Annotated in this window: 14 protein-coding genes and 1 pseudogene; 11 read left to right on the top strand and 4 right to left on the bottom strand. The window is 72.2% G+C overall.

Translation table 11 applies throughout. The features are described 5' to 3' along the window. Window positions 1-9: 9 nt before the first annotated feature. The 8 genes from ACFQH9_RS27400 (at window position 10) to ACFQH9_RS27365 (ending at window position 10,683) form a co-directional block, all read left to right on the top strand. Complete coding sequence (locus ACFQH9_RS27400) at window positions 10-498, top strand: nuclear transport factor 2 family protein (protein ID WP_379570480.1); 489 nt, start codon at window positions 10-12, stop codon at window positions 496-498. A gap of 59 nt (window positions 499-557) precedes the next feature. After that, the gene (locus ACFQH9_RS27395; protein ID WP_379570478.1) at window positions 558-1,916 is read left to right on the top strand and encodes an MFS transporter; all 1,359 of its coding nucleotides are present in this window, start codon (window positions 558-560) and stop codon (window positions 1,914-1,916) included. Window positions 1,917-1,965: 49 nt separating this feature from the next. Further along, window positions 1,966-3,417: an MFS transporter gene (locus ACFQH9_RS27390; RefSeq protein WP_379570476.1), complete on the top strand. Its 1,452-nt coding sequence runs from the start codon at window positions 1,966-1,968 to the stop codon at window positions 3,415-3,417. Next, a complete protein-coding gene (locus ACFQH9_RS27385) occupies window positions 3,414-4,226 on the top strand; it encodes an alpha/beta fold hydrolase (protein ID WP_379570474.1) in 813 nt (270 codons plus the stop codon). Before ACFQH9_RS27390 ends, ACFQH9_RS27385 begins: the two co-directional genes overlap by 4 nt. After that, entirely contained in the window at window positions 4,223-4,996 is a 774-nt protein-coding gene (locus tag ACFQH9_RS27380; RefSeq protein ID WP_379570472.1) for an SDR family NAD(P)-dependent oxidoreductase, read from the top strand. Before ACFQH9_RS27385 ends, ACFQH9_RS27380 begins: the two co-directional genes overlap by 4 nt. Before the next feature lie 124 nt (window positions 4,997-5,120). Continuing rightward, a complete protein-coding gene (locus tag ACFQH9_RS27375) occupies window positions 5,121-5,735 on the top strand; it encodes a TetR/AcrR family transcriptional regulator (protein ID WP_379570470.1) in 615 nt (204 codons plus the stop codon). After that, the gene (locus ACFQH9_RS27370; protein ID WP_379570468.1) at window positions 5,732-8,947 is read left to right on the top strand and encodes a carboxyl transferase domain-containing protein; all 3,216 of its coding nucleotides are present in this window, start codon (window positions 5,732-5,734) and stop codon (window positions 8,945-8,947) included. The genes ACFQH9_RS27375 and ACFQH9_RS27370 overlap by 4 nt, the downstream gene beginning before the upstream one ends. An 11-nt stretch (window positions 8,948-8,958) precedes the next feature. Continuing rightward, window positions 8,959-10,683 carry an AMP-binding protein gene (locus ACFQH9_RS27365; protein ID WP_379570466.1) on the top strand — a complete coding sequence of 575 codons (1,725 nt, stop codon included), beginning with the start codon at window positions 8,959-8,961 and terminating at the stop codon, window positions 10,681-10,683. A gap of 86 nt (window positions 10,684-10,769) precedes the next feature. Here the strand turns inward: ACFQH9_RS27365 and ACFQH9_RS27360 are convergent, their stop codons facing one another. Both ACFQH9_RS27360 and ACFQH9_RS27355 read right to left on the bottom strand, forming a co-directional pair. Further along, complete coding sequence (locus tag ACFQH9_RS27360) at window positions 10,770-11,489, bottom strand: SDR family NAD(P)-dependent oxidoreductase (protein ID WP_379570464.1); 720 nt, start codon at window positions 11,487-11,489, stop codon at window positions 10,770-10,772. Next, window positions 11,489-11,845 carry an MmyB family transcriptional regulator gene (locus tag ACFQH9_RS27355; RefSeq protein WP_379570462.1) on the bottom strand — a complete coding sequence of 119 codons (357 nt, stop codon included), beginning with the start codon at window positions 11,843-11,845 and terminating at the stop codon, window positions 11,489-11,491. Before ACFQH9_RS27355 ends, ACFQH9_RS27360 begins: the two co-directional genes overlap by 1 nt. A gap of 113 nt (window positions 11,846-11,958) precedes the next feature. On the opposite strand from ACFQH9_RS27355, the gene ACFQH9_RS27350 reads away from it, so the two are divergent. Both ACFQH9_RS27350 and ACFQH9_RS27345 read left to right on the top strand, forming a co-directional pair. Beyond that, window positions 11,959-12,297, top strand: coding sequence for a carboxymuconolactone decarboxylase family protein (locus ACFQH9_RS27350; RefSeq protein WP_379570460.1), 339 nt, complete (start codon window positions 11,959-11,961; stop codon window positions 12,295-12,297). Between the two features lie 234 nt (window positions 12,298-12,531). After that, window positions 12,532-13,362, top strand: coding sequence for an LLM class F420-dependent oxidoreductase (locus ACFQH9_RS27345; RefSeq protein WP_379570458.1), 831 nt, complete (start codon window positions 12,532-12,534; stop codon window positions 13,360-13,362). Window positions 13,363-14,086: 724 nt separating this feature from the next. On the opposite strand, the pseudogene ACFQH9_RS32285 reads toward ACFQH9_RS27345, so the two are convergent. Next, a pseudogene (locus tag ACFQH9_RS32285) lies at window positions 14,087-14,368 on the bottom strand (hypothetical protein); the annotation flags it as partial. 310 nt (window positions 14,369-14,678) lie between these two features. Next, window positions 14,679-15,596, bottom strand: coding sequence for an NADP-dependent oxidoreductase (locus tag ACFQH9_RS27335; protein WP_379570456.1), 918 nt, complete (start codon window positions 15,594-15,596; stop codon window positions 14,679-14,681). Between the two features lie 126 nt (window positions 15,597-15,722). Here ACFQH9_RS27335 and ACFQH9_RS27330 point away from each other — a divergent pair, with 126 nt between their 5' ends. Continuing rightward, a complete protein-coding gene (locus tag ACFQH9_RS27330; RefSeq protein WP_379570454.1) occupies window positions 15,723-16,391 on the top strand; it encodes a TetR/AcrR family transcriptional regulator in 669 nt (222 codons plus the stop codon). Window positions 16,392-16,423: the final 32 nt, after the last annotated feature.

Genomic DNA, 16,423 nt, shown 5'->3' with positions numbered 1-16,423 from the left:
GACGAGCCCGTGACCGACACGAACCTCCGCCTCGACCGGCTCGAGAGCACCCTCGCGGTCCACCGCCTGATCGCCGAGTACGCCCACGCCTTCGACAGCCAGGACGTGGACCTGTTGCGCTCGATCTGGCACGACGGCGCCGAGCTGCGCCTCGGCGAGCCCTTCGGCGACTTCGCCGGCGTCGACGGGATCGTGGAGGCCGCGCACCTGCTCTGGTCCCAGAGCCCGCGCATGCACCACTGGATGAGCAACGTCGTGGTCGACCTGGGTACCGACGGGGACACAGCGACCGCGGTCTCGGCGCTCGACTGCCTGGTCACCAACGTCGAGCTCGGACCGACCCAGGTGGGAGGCGTCTACCGCGACCGGTTCGAACGCCGCGACGGCCGATGGGGCCTGACCGAGCGTGTCTTCGACCTGCACTACTTCACCCCGATCCCGAACTGGACGCCGGCTCACGGCAGCGAGACGGCACCCCTCGTGGTCCCCAGCCGGTAGCCGACCCCTCTCCGTCCACCGGCACCGCCCACCGCCCACCACACCTCCGGAGCCTCACCATGAGTTCCGCCATGCCGCGCAGGGTCGTGACCGCGACGCTGATCGGGAACTTCACCGAATGGTTCGACTTCGCCGTCTACGGGGCGGTCGCCGTCACCCTCGGCCGGGTCTTCTTCCCCGCCACCGACTCCGTCGTCTCGCTGCTCGCCTCCCTGGCGGTGTTCGGCGTCGCCTACGTGTTCCGCCCGCTCGGCGGCGCGGTGCTCGGCTCGGTCGGCGACCGGTACGGCCGCCGGGTCGCGCTGTCCGCCGCCGTCCTCGGCATCAGCGTGGCGACCACCCTCATCGCCGTCCTCCCGTCCTACGCCACGATCGGGTTCTGGGCGCCCCTGCTGCTCGTCCTGCTCCGCTGTGTGCAGGGCCTGTCCGCGGGCGGCGAGTGGACGGGCGCCTCGGCCTTCCTCGCGGAGTACGCCCCGCCCGGCCGACGCGGCGCGCGCGCTGCGCTGATCTCCGCCTCCGGCGGCCTGGCGATCGTGGCCGGCACGGTGCTCGTGCTGCTCCTGGAGTCGACGCTCGATCCGGCACAGATGCAGTCCTGGGGCTGGCGGCTGCCCTTCCTGCTGGCTGCTCCGCTCGGCCTCACCGGGCTCTACCTGCGGCTGCGGCTCGAGGAGACCCCCGTCTACCAGCAGCTGCAGGCCCAGGACGGCGTCTCCGGCAGCCCGTTGCGCGACACCCTGCGCACCGAGCGGCGGACCCTGCTCATCGCCTTCGCCTGCGCGGCGGTCACCGGCGTCGGCTTCTACTACCTCGCGACCTACTTCGCCAACGCGATGTCGGTCGGGGGCTCCCGGCGAACCGCACTGCTCGTCAGCTCCGCGGCGCTGCTGGTCTACGTCGTGCTGTGCCCGCTCGCGGGGCGGCTGTCGGACCGGATCGGCCGCAGGCCGGTCTACGTCGGCGCCGCGCTCGCGCACGCCGTGCTCGCGGTGCCGGTGCTGCTGCTCGTCGGATCGGGTTCACCCTGGGCGGCGTTCCTCGGCATGTGCCTGTTCGCCGTCCCGCAGGCCGGGCTGAACGTGATGTCGTCCATCGTGCTGGTCGAGCTCTTCCCGGCCCGCACCCGTTCCAGCGGGGCCGCGGTCGCGTTCAGCCTCGGGGCCGGCCCCATCGCCGGCACCGCCCCCCTGGTCGCCGCGGCGCTCGCCGCGAGCACGGGCAGCCCGCTCGCCCCGGCCCTCTACCTGGCCGCGATCGCACTCGCCATCGGTCTCGTCCTGGCGAAGGTGCTGCCGGAGACCGCCGGCCGCTCCCTCACCGACGACACCCACCCTGCCCACGCCGCCGGCGGCCCGGCCGCGCACGAGACGAACGCCGACCAGGCGCGGACCAGCCGCATCGCCGGCCCCGCCTGAGACACCTGCATCCCACCCGCACGTCCACCCTCGACCGACGGAGGTCGACATGGTCGACGCCACTCCCCCGCCCACCACCCTGCCCGATCCGCAGATCCTCGCCCGTCTCGAACGCCTCCCGATGGCCCGCCCGCAGTACGGGATCCTGCTCGCGGGCGGCCTCGGGCACCTGTTCCAGGCGCTCGACATCGTGATCATCGGCTTCATGCTGCCGTACCTGAAGGTCGAGTTCGGCCTGTCGAACGGCGAGATCGGCCTGATCGGCGGCGCCGCGCCGATCGGGATGATCGTCGGTGCCGTCCTCGCCGGGCTGTTCGGCGACCGGCTGGGCCGCAAGAGCGTGATGCTCCACGCGCTGCTGCTGTTCTGCGCCGCCTCCGTCTCCCTCGCCTTCGCCGACGGGCTGGCGTTCCTGATCGTCGCGCGGATCGTCGCCGGCCTCGGCGGCGGCGCCGAGGCGGCGATCGTCTCGCCGTACATCTCCGAGTTCGCCACCGGGCGCAACCGCGGCCGCTTCGTCAGCGGCGTCACCCTGTTCTTCTCCCTCGGCAACGTCGTGGCCGCCCTGCTCGGGTCCTTCGTCGTCCCGCTGGACGACGGCTGGCGGATCACCTCGGTGCTCTGCGGGCTCCCGGTCCTCGTCCTGCTCTGGTGGCGGCGTTCGCTGCCGGAGTCACCGCGCTGGCTGCTCAGCCGGGGCCGCACCGCCGAGGCCGACGCCGTGGTCACCCGGCTCGAGGCGAGGGTTCTCGCCGCCACCGGCGCCACGGCGCTTCCGCCGGTGCCCGTCACCGCCGTCGTCCCGGCCGCCCCGCGGGTGTCCACCTCCCCGCTCGAGGTGTGGCGCAACGGGCTCGCCCGGGTCACCACGGCGACCTGGATCTCGTCGTTCGTGTTCCTGTTCGCCTTCTTCGGCTTCTTCACCTGGATGCCGTCGCTGTTCCTCGAGATCGGGGTCGCGCCCGGCATCGCCTCCCTCTACAGCTTCCTGCTGTTCGTCGCCCAACCCATCGGCTATCTCACCGCGCTGGCGGTCAGCGACCGGTTCGAGCGACGCACCCTGCTGGTGACGTTCTTCTCGGTGGCGACCGTCGCCTCCGTCGCCCTCGCCCTGGTCCCCCGCGACAGCGTCGCGCTGCTGTTCCTCGGCATGGCGCTGTCGGTCTGCATCACCTGCATCTCGGGGATCTTCTTCCCCTACTCCTCGGAGGTGTACCCGACAGCCGTGCGCGCCACCGGCGCCGGGCTCGTCTCCACTGCGGGCAACGTCGGCGCCCTCGCCGCGCCCGTCGCGATCGGATTCGCGTTCGGCACCGTCGGCTTCGGCGGCGTCTTCGTCGCGATGGCGGTCCTCCTCGCCGTCGGGGCCCTGGTGATCCGGACACTGGGCCCGCGCGTCACCGGCAAGACCCTGGAACAGGTGTTCGCCGACGAGGCCGGGGAGAGCCCCACCCCGGCGTCGACGGCGACGCCGGGCGTCGGGCAGGAGGCGTCGGCATGACCCCACGGACGACACCGGCGACGATCCTGCCCGGATCGGACGTGGCCGACCTCGGTCAGGGGCCACCGGTCCTCTTCAGCCACGGCACGCTGCTCGACCGCACCATGTTCGCGCCGCAGACCGCGGCGCTGTCCGACCGGTACCGCACCATCGCCTACACCAGTCGCGCCGGCACCAGCCGCTACGGGACCGAGCGCTCGCTCGACGACCTCGTCGACGACTGCCTCGCCGTGGCCGACGCCGCGGGGGTGGAGCGGTTCGTGCTGCTCGGCATGTCGGTCGGCGGGTTCATGGCCGTCGAGCTCGCGCTCCGCCGTCCCGAGCGGATCGCCGGGCTGGTTCTGATGGCCACCCAGGCCGCGGCGTACACCGACGAGGAGCGCACGACCTTCGGCGCCCTGCTCGAGCCTCTGGACGTCGACGGGCCGATCCCGGAATCCGTCGTCGAGGCCTTCACCCCGGTCATCTTCGGGGAGCAGGCACCCACCGATCTGGTGGAGCGCTGGACGGCGAAGTGGCGCGGCCGCCCGGCGCGGTCGTTGTACGGCGAGTACCGCTCGTGGATCGACAAGCCGGACCGCCTGCCGGACCTGGCCGGCATCAGCGTCCCGACGCTGGTCCTCCACGGCGAGGGCGACAACGGGATCGCCGTCGAACACGCCCACGCGATGCACGAGCGGCTGCCGAACTCGACTTTCGTGCCGATCCCCGACGCAGGCCACCTCGTCACCGAGGAACGACCCGAGGCGGTCACCGCGGCGCTCGCGAGCTGGCTCGACACCCTGACACCCTGGGAGGAACGACCATGACCACCGAGACCACCACCCTCGGGGCCGCCCGGGCGACCGACCTCACCGGCGAGGTCGCCGTCGTCACCGGAGGAAGCCGTGGCATCGGCGCCGCCGTCGTCGCCGCGCTGGCCGGAGCCGGCGCCTCCGTGGTGATCGCCGGCGGCTCCGAGAAGCACGGGCGCGCACTGGCCGACGAGCTCGGCGGCGCGCATTGCTACCTACCCCACGACGTGAGCTCCGAGCAGTCGTGGACCGGGCTCCTGAACCGGGTCCGGGAGGAGCTCGGCGAGATCACCCTGCTCGTCAACAACGCCGGCATCCTCGACCCCGGCCCCGACATCAGCGAGACCAGCGTCGAGAACTTCGAGAAGCACTACCGCGTCAACCAGCTCGGAGTGTTCCTCGGGATGCGGGCGGTCGCCGGAGGGATGAAGCGGGCCGGCACCGGCTCGATCGTCAACGTCTCGTCGATCGGCGGGCACCGCGGCTACGCCAACCAGATCGGCTACTCCACCACCAAGTGGGCGGTGCGCGGTATGACCAAGTGCGCCGCCGTCGAGCTGGGCCCGCACGGCGTCCGGGTCAACTCCGTCGCCCCGGGCTTCATCAGCACGACGATGATCGACGTCATGCCCGGCGAGCAGATCGACGCCGTGACCGCGGCGACCCCGCTCGGCCGCCGCGGCACGGCCGAGGAGATCGCGCGCGCCGTGCTGTTCCTCGCCTCCAAGGACTGCCCCTTCATGACGGGCGCCGAACTCGTCGTCGACGGCGGTCTCGCGCTGTAGCGGTCTCGTGCCCGGCGGGTCGTGGGAGCGCCCGAGCGGCGTTGACCTACGGGGGCCCTCGCCATACGCTTCGGTATAAACCGACGGGTCGAAGTCGGGGGGCGACGACGCGGCGGGAGGGCCGATGGCCGAGATCGGCCTGCGGGGCAGCGCCGTCCGCGATCCCGAACAGCGCGAGGCGCAGCGCAGGCGGATCCTCGCGGCCGCGGCGGAGGTGTTCGCCCGCAAGGGTTACGAGGCCGCGACGATGGAGGACATCGCCGCGCAGATGGGCGTGAGCAAGGGCGTCCTCTACTACCAGTTCCGCAGCAAGCAGGAGCTGGTCGTGGAGACCCGCCGGGCCACCTCGGGCGCGGCGGTCGACCGGCTCACCGAGATCGTGCAGCGACCCGGGAGCGCGCGCGTGCGCATCGAGGCCGCCCTGCGGGACCTCGCGGCGGCGGCGTTCGATCCGCTCGCCAAGCACGTGATCCTCCTGCCGGTGCTGCACGGCCTGGACCAGCGGTACCTCGACGAGGTCCGGACCATCGAGCGCCGCTACGAGCGGCTGCTCGAGACGCTGCTGCGCGAGGGTGTGGCCGAGGGAAGCCTCGTGGTCGACGACGTGAAGCTGACCGCGTTCACCCTGATCAGGGCCTGTTTCGGCCCGGCGGTCTGGTATCGGCCGGACGGCGGGCTCGACGAGTTCCAGATCGTCGACCGCCTCGTCGCGCACCTGTTGCGCAGCATCACCGCATGACTGGAGGTCCCGTGACCCTGCTCGTCGCCAACCGGGGCGAGATCGCCGTCCGCCTCGTCCGGGCCACCCGCGAGCTGGGCCTGCGAACGGTCGCCGTGTTCGCGACCGAGGACGCCGACGCCCCGCACGTCACCCTGGCGGACGAGGCGCACGAGCTGCCCGGCTCGGGCGTGGCCGCCTACCTGGACCACGACGCGCTCCTCGAGGTGGCCATCCGTGCGGGAGCCCGGTTCGTGCACCCCGGCTACGGCTTCCTCAGCGAGAACGCCGCCTTCGCCCGGCGGTGCGCGGACAACGGCCTGACGTTCGTCGGCCCACGGCCCGAGCTGCTGGACCTGTTCGGCGACAAGGTCCGCGCCCGTGCGACGGCCCAGGAGGCCGGCGTCCCGATCCTGCCCGGCACCCTCGGGCCCACCTCGCTCGACGAGGCCGCGGCCTTTCTCGCCGAGCACGGCGCCGTGATGCTCAAGGCGCTCGCCGGTGGGGGTGGCCGCGGGATGCGGGCCGTGACCGGCGTCGACGACCTCGCCGACGCCTACGCCCGCTGCCGCTCCGAGGCCGAGCAGGCGTTCGGGTCCGGGGAGCTGTACGTCGAGAAGCTGGTCGGGGCGGCGCGGCACATCGAGGTGCAGATCGTCGGGGACGGCACGCAGGTCCGGCACCTCGGGGAGCGGGACTGCTCGATCCAGCGCCGCCATCAGAAGCTGATCGAGATCGCCCCCGCGCCGTTCCTGGACGACGCCGTCCGGCAGCGGCTCCTCGACGCGGCCGTGGCGATCGGCGAGCACGTCGGCTACGAGAGCCTGGGCACCGTCGAGTTCCTCGTGCACGGCGACGACGTGTGGTTCCTCGAGCTCAACCCGAGGCTCCAGGTCGAGCACACCGTGACCGAGGAGGTCACCGGCGTCGACCTCGTCGAGACCCAGATCCGGCTCGCGCAGGGTGCGCCCCTGGACGTCGACGGACATCCGCGGGGGTTCGCGATCCAGGCCCGGGTCAACACCGAGGAGCTCGACGAGGACGGCACGCCGCGCCCCCGGGCGGGCCTGCTCACCGCCTTCGACCCGCCCGCCGGCCCGCACGTGCGGGTGGACACCTACGGCTACGCCGGCCTGCGGACCAGTCCGCGGTTCGACTCGTTGCTGGCCAAGGTGATCGCCCGGGGCGCCTCGTTCGCGGACGCGGCCCGGCGCGTGGACGCCGCGCTGGCCGAGTTCCGGATCGAGGGGCTCACCACGACGATCCCGTTCCTCCGCGCGGTACTGACCCATCCGGACTTCACCGCCGGCCCGTCGGACACCGGGTTCGTGACCGCGCACCTCGCCGAGCTGCGAAACACCGACCTGCCGGTCCGCTTCCCCACCGTCGCGGAGGCGGCACCGAGGGCCGCGGTCGTGCCCGCCGACGGGATCACGGCGCCGATGGACGGGGTCGTCGTCGAGTACGCGGTGCAGCCCGGTGCGCGGGTGCGCCGCGGCGAGCCCCTGCTGGTGCTCGAGGCGATGAAGATGGAGTTCACGGTCCGCGCCGAGACCGCGGGCGCCGTCGGGCCGCTGCTGGCCGAGGTCGGGGCGGTCGTCGAGGAAGGCGCGCCGCTGCTCGTGCTGGAGCCCTCGACGTCGGACGACGGCGAGGTCACCGCGGACCTCCCCGCGGTCGACGAGGGCTGGGAGCGCGAGGCCGAGGAGGTCCACACCCGCCGCGCCCTCGGCCGCGAGATGGGCGGCCCGGCGAAGGTCGCACGGCAGCACGAGACGGGTCGACTGACCGTGCGCGAGCGCATCGACGCGCTGGTGGACAAGGGTTCCTTCTCCGAGATCGCCCCGCTCACCGGCTTCGCCACGTACTCCGAGGACAACGAGCTGATCTCGCTGCTGCCGGTCAACTTCGTGTCCGGCACGGCCCGGATCGACGGGCGCCGCGCCGTCGTCGGGGCGGACGACTTCACCATCCGCGGCAGCTCCGGAGACGCCGCGATCTGGCAGAAGCAGGTCTTCACCGAGGAGTACGCAGGCGCGATGCGGCTGCCGATCGTCCGGCTGCTCGACGGGGCGAGCGGCGGCGGGAGCGTCGTCACCGCGCAGCGCAACGGCTACCACTACCTGCCCGTCAACCCCGGGTGGGACGCCGTCGTCGAGAACCTCTCGCTGGTCCCGGTCGTGTCCGCGTGCCTCGGCCCCACCGTCGGGCTCGGCGCCGCGCGGCTGGCCATGTCCCACCTCGCGCTGATGGTCGAGGGCATCGGGCAGGTCTTCACCGCCGGGCCGCCGGTGGTGAAGGGCAGCTCCGGCGAGGACCTCACCAAGGAGCAGCTGGGCGGCGCGGAGGTGCACCGCCGCAACGGGCTGATCGAGCGGTTCGTCCGCAGCGAGGCGGAGGCCTTCGGCGTGATCCGCGGCTTCCTCTCCTATCTGCCGCAGAGCGTGTTCGAGGTGCCCCCGGTCGTGCCCGGCGAGGACTCGCCGGACCGCGCGGAGGAGAGCCTGGTGCGGGCAGTGCCCCGCAACCCCCGCGAGCCCTACGACGTGGACGCCCTGCTCGAGGCCGTCTTCGACCAGGGCACGGTCTTCCGCTACGCCGAGTACGGCGGCGCGACGGTCACCGCGCTCGCCCGGCTCGACGGCCACCCGGTCGGCGTGATCGCCACCGATCCGACCCGCGGCGTGACGATCTCCGCGGAGGGCGCGCAGGCGATCACCCGGCTCGTCGACCTCTGCGAGACGTTCCACCTCCCGCTGGTCAGCCTCACCGACCAGGGCGGGGCCTCGATCGGCTCGGGCGCGGAACGCAAGGCCACCATCCGCTTCGGGGTGCGGGCGATCGCCGCCGTCTACCAGGCGAGGGTGCCGCAGGCCGAGATCATCGTGCGGCGGGTGTTCGGCGTCGGCGGGGCGGGGATCGTCAACCGGCACCGGCCGAACCGGACGTGGGCCTGGCCGTCCGCCACCTGGGGCTCGCTGCCCGCGAAGGGCGGCGTCGAGGCGGCCTTCCGCGCGCAGCTGGAGGACGCCCCGGACCGGGCGGCGGAGATCGCCCGGATCGAGCGCGAGCTGGAGGCGCTGGCCTCGCCCTTCCGGACCGTCGAGCGGTTCGGCGTGCAGGACCTGATCGACCCCCGCGAGAGCCGGGCCGTGCTGTGCGAGTGGGTGCGCGACGCCTACCGCCTGCTGCCCGAGCAGCTCGGCCGCCCCGCCTTCGGCACGCGCCCCTGAGGAGATCCCGCATGGCAGCGACATCGGAGCACGAGCTCACCGCCCGGCTGCGGGCCGAGGACGAGCTGATCACCGACCGGCTCCGGCACTGGGCCCGGACCACCGGAGATCGCACCTTCCTCTACTACGGCGAGGACGACGTCTCGTTCACCTACGCCGAGTTCGACCGCCGGACGGACGCGATCGCCGGCAACCTCGCCGGCTCGGGCGTGGCCAGGGGCGATCGGGTGTCGGTCTTCAGCCTCAACCCGATGATCACCGCGCTGATGATGGTCGGCTGCTGGAAGGCCGGCGCGGTGTACGCGCCGGTCAACTTCTCCTACACCGGGCGGCTGCTGTCCTACCAGCTGAACGACACCAGGCCGGTGTTGATCCTGACCGATCCGGCGCTGCTCCCGGCGCTCAACGCCGTCGCGGACGTGCTCGAGCAGCCGCCGGCCGTCGCCGTCTACGCCCCGCCGCCGACGGCGCACGACCACGCGCCCGCCCCCGACCTGCACCCGGCCTTCCGGCCCGTGAGCTGGGGTGATCTCGTGGCCGACGCCGCGGCGCCGCAGATCGCCCTCGCCTTCGACGACCCGGCCAACGTCTTCTACACCTCCGGGACCACCGGGCCGTCGAAGGGCGTGCTGCAGCCCTTCCGCTGGATGGCGCAGTACACCTGGGGGCTGCGGATGACGCTGTCCGAGGAGGACGTCGTCTACAACGACCTGCCGATGTACCACGTCGGCGGGGCGCTGGCGAACTTCGGCCGCGCGCTCTGGCAGGGCGCCGAGGTCGCCGTGTGGAACCGGTTCAGCCCCACCCGGTTCTGGGAGCGTGTCGCCTCCCGCGGGGCGACCTCGGCGATCCTGCTGGACGTCATGATCCCCTGGCTGTCCAAGGCACCCGCCACCGCCGACGATCGGCGCAACACGTTGAACAAGGCGTACATGCAGCCGTTGCCGCTGCAGCACGACGAGTTCTCCCGTCGGTTCGGGATCGACCACGTGGCGGCCGGGTTCGGGCAGACCGAGGCCGGTGCGCCGCTGTGTGTGCTGATCGAGGAGACCGCGGAGGGCGAGGGCACTCCGCCCGACCTGTACCGCGGCCACTCCCACGAGGAGATGGCGGCGGTGGCGTTCCGGAAGGGTGTGCCGGTGCTGCAGGCCGGGCAGGCGACCCGGAAGGGGCTGATGGGGCGGCCGAGCCCGTTCTTCGACGTCACGGTCCGCAACGAGCGGGACGAGGAGTGCGCGCCGGAGGAGCCGGGCCACCTCGCCGTCCGGCCCAAGGTGCCGGGGCTGCTGCTGGAGTCCTACCTGAACAAGCCGGAGGCCACGGTCGCCGCGACCCGCAACCTCTGGTTCCACACCGGCGACGCCGCGCTCCTGGGCGAGGACGGGCTGTTCTACTTCGTCGACCGCCTCGGCGACCGGATCCGGGTGCGCGGCGAGAACCTGTCGTCGTTCCAGGTCGAGGACATGCTCAACCAGCACCCGGTGATCCAGATGAGCGCCGCGTTCCCCATCCCGAGCGGCGAGGGGGACGAGGACGACATCGTGGCCTTCGTCGTGCCCACGGACGGCGCCGTGCTCACCGCCGACGAGGTGGAGGCCTTCGCGGTCGAGACCATGCCGAAGTACATGCGCCCCCGGCACGTCCGGATCGTGGACGACATCCCGCGGACGCCGACGAACAAGGTCGAGAAGTACCGGCTGCGGCAGCGGATCCTGGCCGAGCTGCAGGAGGCGTAGCCCGGCCGTGGCGCGGAACGTGGCGCGGACAGTGCACGCGTCACGCCCGGGCCGCCCGCAGGTGAGCAGCGGGAGGCCGAACCCGCCTAGAGAGGCAGCCCGGTGTGTCTCGCGAGGGCCTCGACCAGCGCCTCCTGCAGCGCCCGGTCCTCGGTGCGCGGGTCGGGTGACATGCGGCGCTCGTGGTACCAGTAACCGCCGGTCTCGCCGATGTCGGGCTCGGTGGCGAGCCGGACCTGGGTGCGGATCCCGCTCTCCAGGTCCCCGGGAGCGCCCCGCCCACCCATGCGGGTGCGGACCCAGCCCGGGTCGACGATCTGGCACTGGACGTCCGGTAGCGCGCGCGCCACGGCCAGGCCGAGAGCTGTGAGCAGGAACTTGCTGTCCGAGTAGCTCGCGGTTCGCCGTCGCCCCGTCCAGTCCAGGCCCGCGAGGGTCGCCCGTCCGCCGGTGTGCATACCGCTGCTGAGGAACACCGATCGCTGCGGCCGGTCGAGCAGACACGTCAGCAGGTAGGGCGCCACGACGTTGACCGGCAGTACCGGGCCCGTCATCACCCCCGCGTTGTGGATCACCACGTCCATCGGGCCCAGCGCGTTGACCTGCTCGGCCAGCTTCCGGGTCTCGCCGGGGTCCACGAGGTCGCCGACCACAGTGGAGGCGCCGCCGCGGGCCAGGTCGTCGAGCGCGGGCAGCCGGTCGGCGTTGCGCGCGTGGACGACGACCTCGTGACCACGTGCCGACAGGTCCTCGGCCGTGGCGCGGCCGAGCCCGTCCGTCGAGCCGGTGATCAGAACCCGCGCCATCAGGGCGCGCTCACCGCGAGCGAGCCGAGCAGCCGCAGGCGTTCGGCGGACGGCGAGCCGGGCTCGGCGGTGTAGACCATCAGCACGGTGCCCGGCTCCGCGGTCACCGCCAGCTCCTCGTAGGCCAGGACCAGCTCCCCCACCTGCGGATGGTGGAAGCGCTTGGTCCCCGCGCCGTGTGTGCGCACGTCGTGCGCACCCCAGAGCCTGCGGACGGTCTCGCTGCGGGTCGAGAGCTCCCCCACCAGGTCCTGCAGCCCGCGATCGTGCGGGTCCCGCCCCGCGTCCACCCGCATGATCGCCACGCACATCTCGGCGAAGCGCCCCCAGTCCGGGTAGAAGTCCTTCGACACCACGCCCGGATGCTGCACGACACCCTGACCGACGAGGGCATCGCGGTCACTCCCCCACGGCGCTGGCCGACCGGCTCCGGCGGCTGCACTCTGCACCGGGTCCGTTCCGCGAGGTCGTGGAAGCCGGCCCCACGAACGGCGGCGGGGCCTCGCCGATGCAGCAGATGCTCGGCGGCCCCGCCCCCACCTTCGTCTCGCTCACCGACGACATCCTGTTCGGACAGGTCTGGTCCCGGCCCGAGCTCTCCCGCCGCGACCGCAGCCTGACCACGATCACCAGCCTCGTCTCCGCAGGCAACATCGAGCAGCTCGAGGCCCACATCCCGATGGGACTGCAGAACGGGCTGACCGAGGCCGAGATCGTGGAGGCCATCACCCACGTCGCCTTCTACGCCGGCTGGCCGCGCGCAGTGTCGGCCCTGACCCTCGCCAAAGAACTGCTCAGCAAGGACTGACATGCAGCTCACCTGGCTCGAGCACATCACGGACGAGGAGTACGCCCGGCGACCACAGCGACGGGTCCCTCACCTCTCCTGCAGCCGCTGCGAGTCGTGGTCCGCCCCTGCTCGACCACCTGACCGTGGACCCGTGTGCCGCGGCGGCGGATCGACCGTGGGTGCGGGACTGGACGAGCGCTGGGTGACAGGGCCCGGATCCCCGCACTCGGCGCGCAGGAGTAGGACGGAGGGATGAAGTTCGGGATCGCCACCTTCCTCACCGACGAGGGCATCAGGCCCGACGCACTCGGGCGCGCCCTCGAGGAGCGCGGGTTCAGCTCACTGTTCATCGCCGAGCACTCGCACATCCCGGCCAGTCGCGACTCGCCCTATCCCGGAGGCGGCGACCTTCCCCGGAAGTACTACCGCACCCTGGACCCCTTCGTGGCCCTGACCGCGGCCGCCGCCGTGACCTCGCGCCTGGTCCTCGGAACCGGGATCGCCCTGCTCCCCCAACGCGACGTCATCCACACCGCCAAGCAGGTCGCCAGCCTCGACCTCGTCTCGCAGGGCAGGACCGCCTTCGGGGTAGGAGTCGGGTGGAACCGCGAGGAGATGCGCAACCACGGCACGGACCCCGCCACGCGCGGCGCCCTGATGGACGAGCAGCTCCAGGCGCTCAAGGAGATCTGGACCACCGACCAGGCCGAGTTCCACGGCGCGCACGTCGACTTCGACCCGATCTACTCCTGGCCGAAACCCGTCCAGCAGCCCCACCCACCGATCTACCTCGGCGGGGAGAGCCCGGCGGCACTTCGACGCCTCGCCGACCTCGGCGACGCGTGGCTGCCCCGCGCTCACACCCCACCTGAGCGCATCGTGGAGGTTCGGAACTGGCTGGGTGAGCAGGGGCGCCACGACGTGCCCTTCACCGTGTTCGCCGCCGGGACCGACCCCGACTCGCTGCGCGGGTACGCCGACGCCGGAGTCGACGAGATCACCCTCGAACTCGACACCCTTCCTCAGGACGGGACCCTCCGCGCCCTCGACGACCTCGCCGAGGTGGCCTCAGCCCATCAGTGACTGACACGCACGGGTCATCGGTCGGGGCGCAGCGCGGCCCTTGCGCCACGAGCTGCTCGTCCCGCCGGCGAACCCCTCGGCCCGGTCCTCGAGCGGGACCGGGGCGCAGGGTCGGGCGGCGACTGCGGCGACGAGCGCACTCTGTCCCGGAAGGCCTGCACGGTGCTCGGCGGGATCGGCGCCCCGCCCGAGTAGATCTTGGCCAGGGACGCGAGCTTGGCCCTGTGATCAGTACTCCGTGACCCCGGCGTCCGGCGACAGCTCGTGTGCGGTCATGAAGCGGGACTCGTCCGAGGCCAGGAACAGGACGCAGGCCGAGCCGCGGGACATCGCGAACACGGTGGCTCCAGGCCATCGCCGCCTGCAGGCTCTGGTGCCGTTCCGCGCCGCCGCGACCGCGGGTCAACAGCAGGTCGACGCCGTCCGACAGGCGCTCGGCGAGCTCGTGGACGGACAGGACCCGCAGCCGCGCGCAGGCCGGCTCGATCGCCGGCGGCAGGCCGTCGAGCCGCTCGCACACCCGCCGCACCGCGTCGCGGTTGGTGTCGTCGACCGTGAAGCCGGGCAGGACGTCGCGGGCCCGGCTCTCGAACAGGGCGATCGCCGGGGTCCGCTCGCCCGCCGTGGACTGCGGGTTCAGGACGGTGATCCGCTCCCCCGGCAGGTTGAGGACCTCGCGGCTGGTGGTGAGGAAGTGGACCCGCGAGGTGGCGCGCAGGACCTCGTCGACGAACCGCGCCGCCGCCTCCAGCACGTGCTTGCAGTTGTCCATCACGATCAGCATTTGCCGGGTGCGCACGTGCTCCACGAGCGCGTCGACGGCGGACCGGTCGGGCTGGTCGCGGTGCGCGATCCCGAGCCCGTCGGACACGGCCTGCGGCAGCAGCGCCGGATTGCGCAGCGAGGCCAGCTCGACGACCCGGACGCCGTCGGCGAAGGCCCGGCGCAGCTCCACCGCGGCCTGGGTGGCGAGCCGGGTCTTGCCGACCCCGCCGACGCCGATCACGGTGACCAGCCGGTGCCCGCCCGGAGCTTACGGAGCTCTGGATCTCGCTCCACTCGTCGGCGTTCAAACGGGCTCCTCCGGCACTCCGCGACGAGGCTCGGCCGGGACCACGTGCCGATCCACCCCGCGGGGGGTCAACATGTCACGGGCCACCCACGCTGACCCCTCCCTACCCGAGGGCGCGACGAGCAGCACCTCAGGTCGTCGAGCATCATGGGGGTCAGCCCGTGGTCGGCGCCGGCATCGCCGCGATCGTTCGGGCAATCGCCTCTTCACCCTCAGACGGCGCTGTTGGCCTGTTCCAGGGTGCTCAGGGACGTACGCGAATGACGGTCTTGCCCTTGCGCCGCTCGGTCGGGTTGAGGGCGGGGATGGCCTCGTCGAGGGTCGCGACGGTTCCGACGTGCGGGCGAAGGCGCCCGTCTCGCACCCGCTCGACGATCTCCACCAGCTGACCCGGAACGGACTCGACGACGAAGTCGACCGCCAAGGCGTCGACGGGGCGAGCCTCGACAGGTCCGACCACCGACACCAGCGTCCCGCCGGGGCGGACGATGCCCGCCGAGCGCCTTTGGATCTCCCCGCCGATGACATCGAAGACCAGGTCGACCCGGCCGATGTCGTCGAGATCCTCGTGGTCGAGGTCGAGGAACTCGTTCGCGCCGAAGTCGAGCGCCGCCCGGCGGTCCGCCGCCCGACCGGTACCGATGACGTAGGCGCCGAACTCCCGGGCGAGCTGGGTCACCACGGATCCGACCGCGCCGGCGGCGCCGTGTGCCAGGACGCTCTGCCCCGCCTGGAGACGACCGTGCTGGAACAGGCCCTGCCACGCGGTCAGGCCGGAGATCGGCAGGCTCGCAGCCACCGTGAAGTCGACGTTCCCCGGCAGCGGCGCAAGGTTGCGTGCCTCCACCGCCGCGTACTCGGCCAGCGTTCCGTCGCGGTGCCAGTCCGTGATCCCGAACACCCGCTGCCCCAGCGAGAGTCCCGTCGTTCCGTAGCCGAGGGAGGAGACCACGCCGGCGAACTCGTGGCCGATGATCGCCGGGACGCGATCGTGACCGGAGCGATCGGCCCACGTCGAGGGCCACTCCCACTCCGCGGGAACGAAGCCCGACGCGTGGACCTCGACGACGACGTCGTTGATCGCCGGCGTCGGCTCGGGCCGCTCCGCGAGCGTGATCCCGGCCGCTTCCGCGGCCTGATCCATCGCGACGATCGCCTTCATGGGTGCCTCCATATCTCATGGGCGCCGGCTCGGTGCGCCGGCTTTTTGGGCTTGCTAGCCCACTGGCGACAGTGAACACGGCGCAGTTGTGGGCTGTCAAGCCCAATCCGGGTTATCGTGCGGGTCATGGACGCCACTACGCAGGCTCGGGTGCCGCAGAAGCTGACGGACAAGGGGCGGGCGACCCGAGCCCGCATCCTCGAGCACGCCGCGGAGCTGATCTACACCAAGGGCGTCCACGCGACGAACAACGAGCAGCTCCGTCGCGCGGCCGGCGTCAGCGGGTCCCAGCTCAACCACTACTTCCCAACCAAGGAGAGCCTGGTCCTCGCGGTCGTCGAGTGGCAGGCCGAGCGCGTCCTCACGTTCCATCGCAGTGAGCGGTTCACCCACTTCGACAGCCTCGACTCGCTTCGGGACTGGGCAGGCTTCTACATCGCCTACGAACGCTCCTACCAGGAAGGCTGCAGCCTCGGCTCGCTCGCCAGCGAGATCATCAAGACCGACCTCGACGTTCGCACGGAACTCGCGAACGCGTTCGAGCAGTGGAGGGACATCTTCCGTGACGGACTCGAACGGATGCAGCGGCTCGGCCGCATCAGCATCGAGGCCGATCCCACCCGACTGGCCCATCTCCTGCTCTCCGCCTTCCAGGGCGGCATGCTCCTCGCCCAGGTCGCCCGCGACATCGGCCCGCTGAAGGACGCCCTGCAGGCAGCCATCGACCACGTGCAGACCTTCGCGACGGCCCCTGCTGCCGGCGCGCTCGACCATGTCATCGAGGCCCAGCACTAGGAGCTGTTTACGAAGTCGGCGAGCGGGTCTCG

The organism is Pseudonocardia lutea (assembly GCF_042658055.1).
Lineage (GTDB): Bacteria > Actinomycetota > Actinomycetes > Mycobacteriales > Pseudonocardiaceae > Pseudonocardia > Pseudonocardia lutea.
Note: the sequence above shows the minus strand (reverse complement) of the source record. Positions and strands in the feature narration are given on the sequence as shown.

What these genes read in the sequence shown, in the direction of transcription:
- ACFQH9_RS27380 (WP_379570472.1), top strand. Translation starts at nt 4,223, where the DNA reads ATGACCACCGAGACCACCACCCTCGGGGCCGCCCGGGCGACCGACCTC.
- ACFQH9_RS27335 (WP_379570456.1), bottom strand. Translation starts at nt 15,596, where the DNA reads ATGAAGGCGATCGTCGCGATGGATCAGGCCGCGGAAGCGGCCGGGATC.
- ACFQH9_RS27375 (WP_379570470.1), top strand. Translation starts at nt 5,121, where the DNA reads ATGGCCGAGATCGGCCTGCGGGGCAGCGCCGTCCGCGATCCCGAACAG.
- ACFQH9_RS27360 (WP_379570464.1), bottom strand. Translation starts at nt 11,489, where the DNA reads ATGGCGCGGGTTCTGATCACCGGCTCGACGGACGGGCTCGGCCGCGCC.
- ACFQH9_RS27370 (WP_379570468.1), top strand. Translation starts at nt 5,732, where the DNA reads ATGACTGGAGGTCCCGTGACCCTGCTCGTCGCCAACCGGGGCGAGATC.
- ACFQH9_RS27395 (WP_379570478.1), top strand. Translation starts at nt 558, where the DNA reads ATGAGTTCCGCCATGCCGCGCAGGGTCGTGACCGCGACGCTGATCGGG.
- ACFQH9_RS27365 (WP_379570466.1), top strand. Translation starts at nt 8,959, where the DNA reads ATGGCAGCGACATCGGAGCACGAGCTCACCGCCCGGCTGCGGGCCGAG.
- ACFQH9_RS27390 (WP_379570476.1), top strand. Translation starts at nt 1,966, where the DNA reads ATGGTCGACGCCACTCCCCCGCCCACCACCCTGCCCGATCCGCAGATC.
- ACFQH9_RS27385 (WP_379570474.1), top strand. Translation starts at nt 3,414, where the DNA reads ATGACCCCACGGACGACACCGGCGACGATCCTGCCCGGATCGGACGTG.
- ACFQH9_RS27330 (WP_379570454.1), top strand. Translation starts at nt 15,723, where the DNA reads ATGGACGCCACTACGCAGGCTCGGGTGCCGCAGAAGCTGACGGACAAG.
- ACFQH9_RS27345 (WP_379570458.1), top strand. Translation starts at nt 12,532, where the DNA reads ATGAAGTTCGGGATCGCCACCTTCCTCACCGACGAGGGCATCAGGCCC.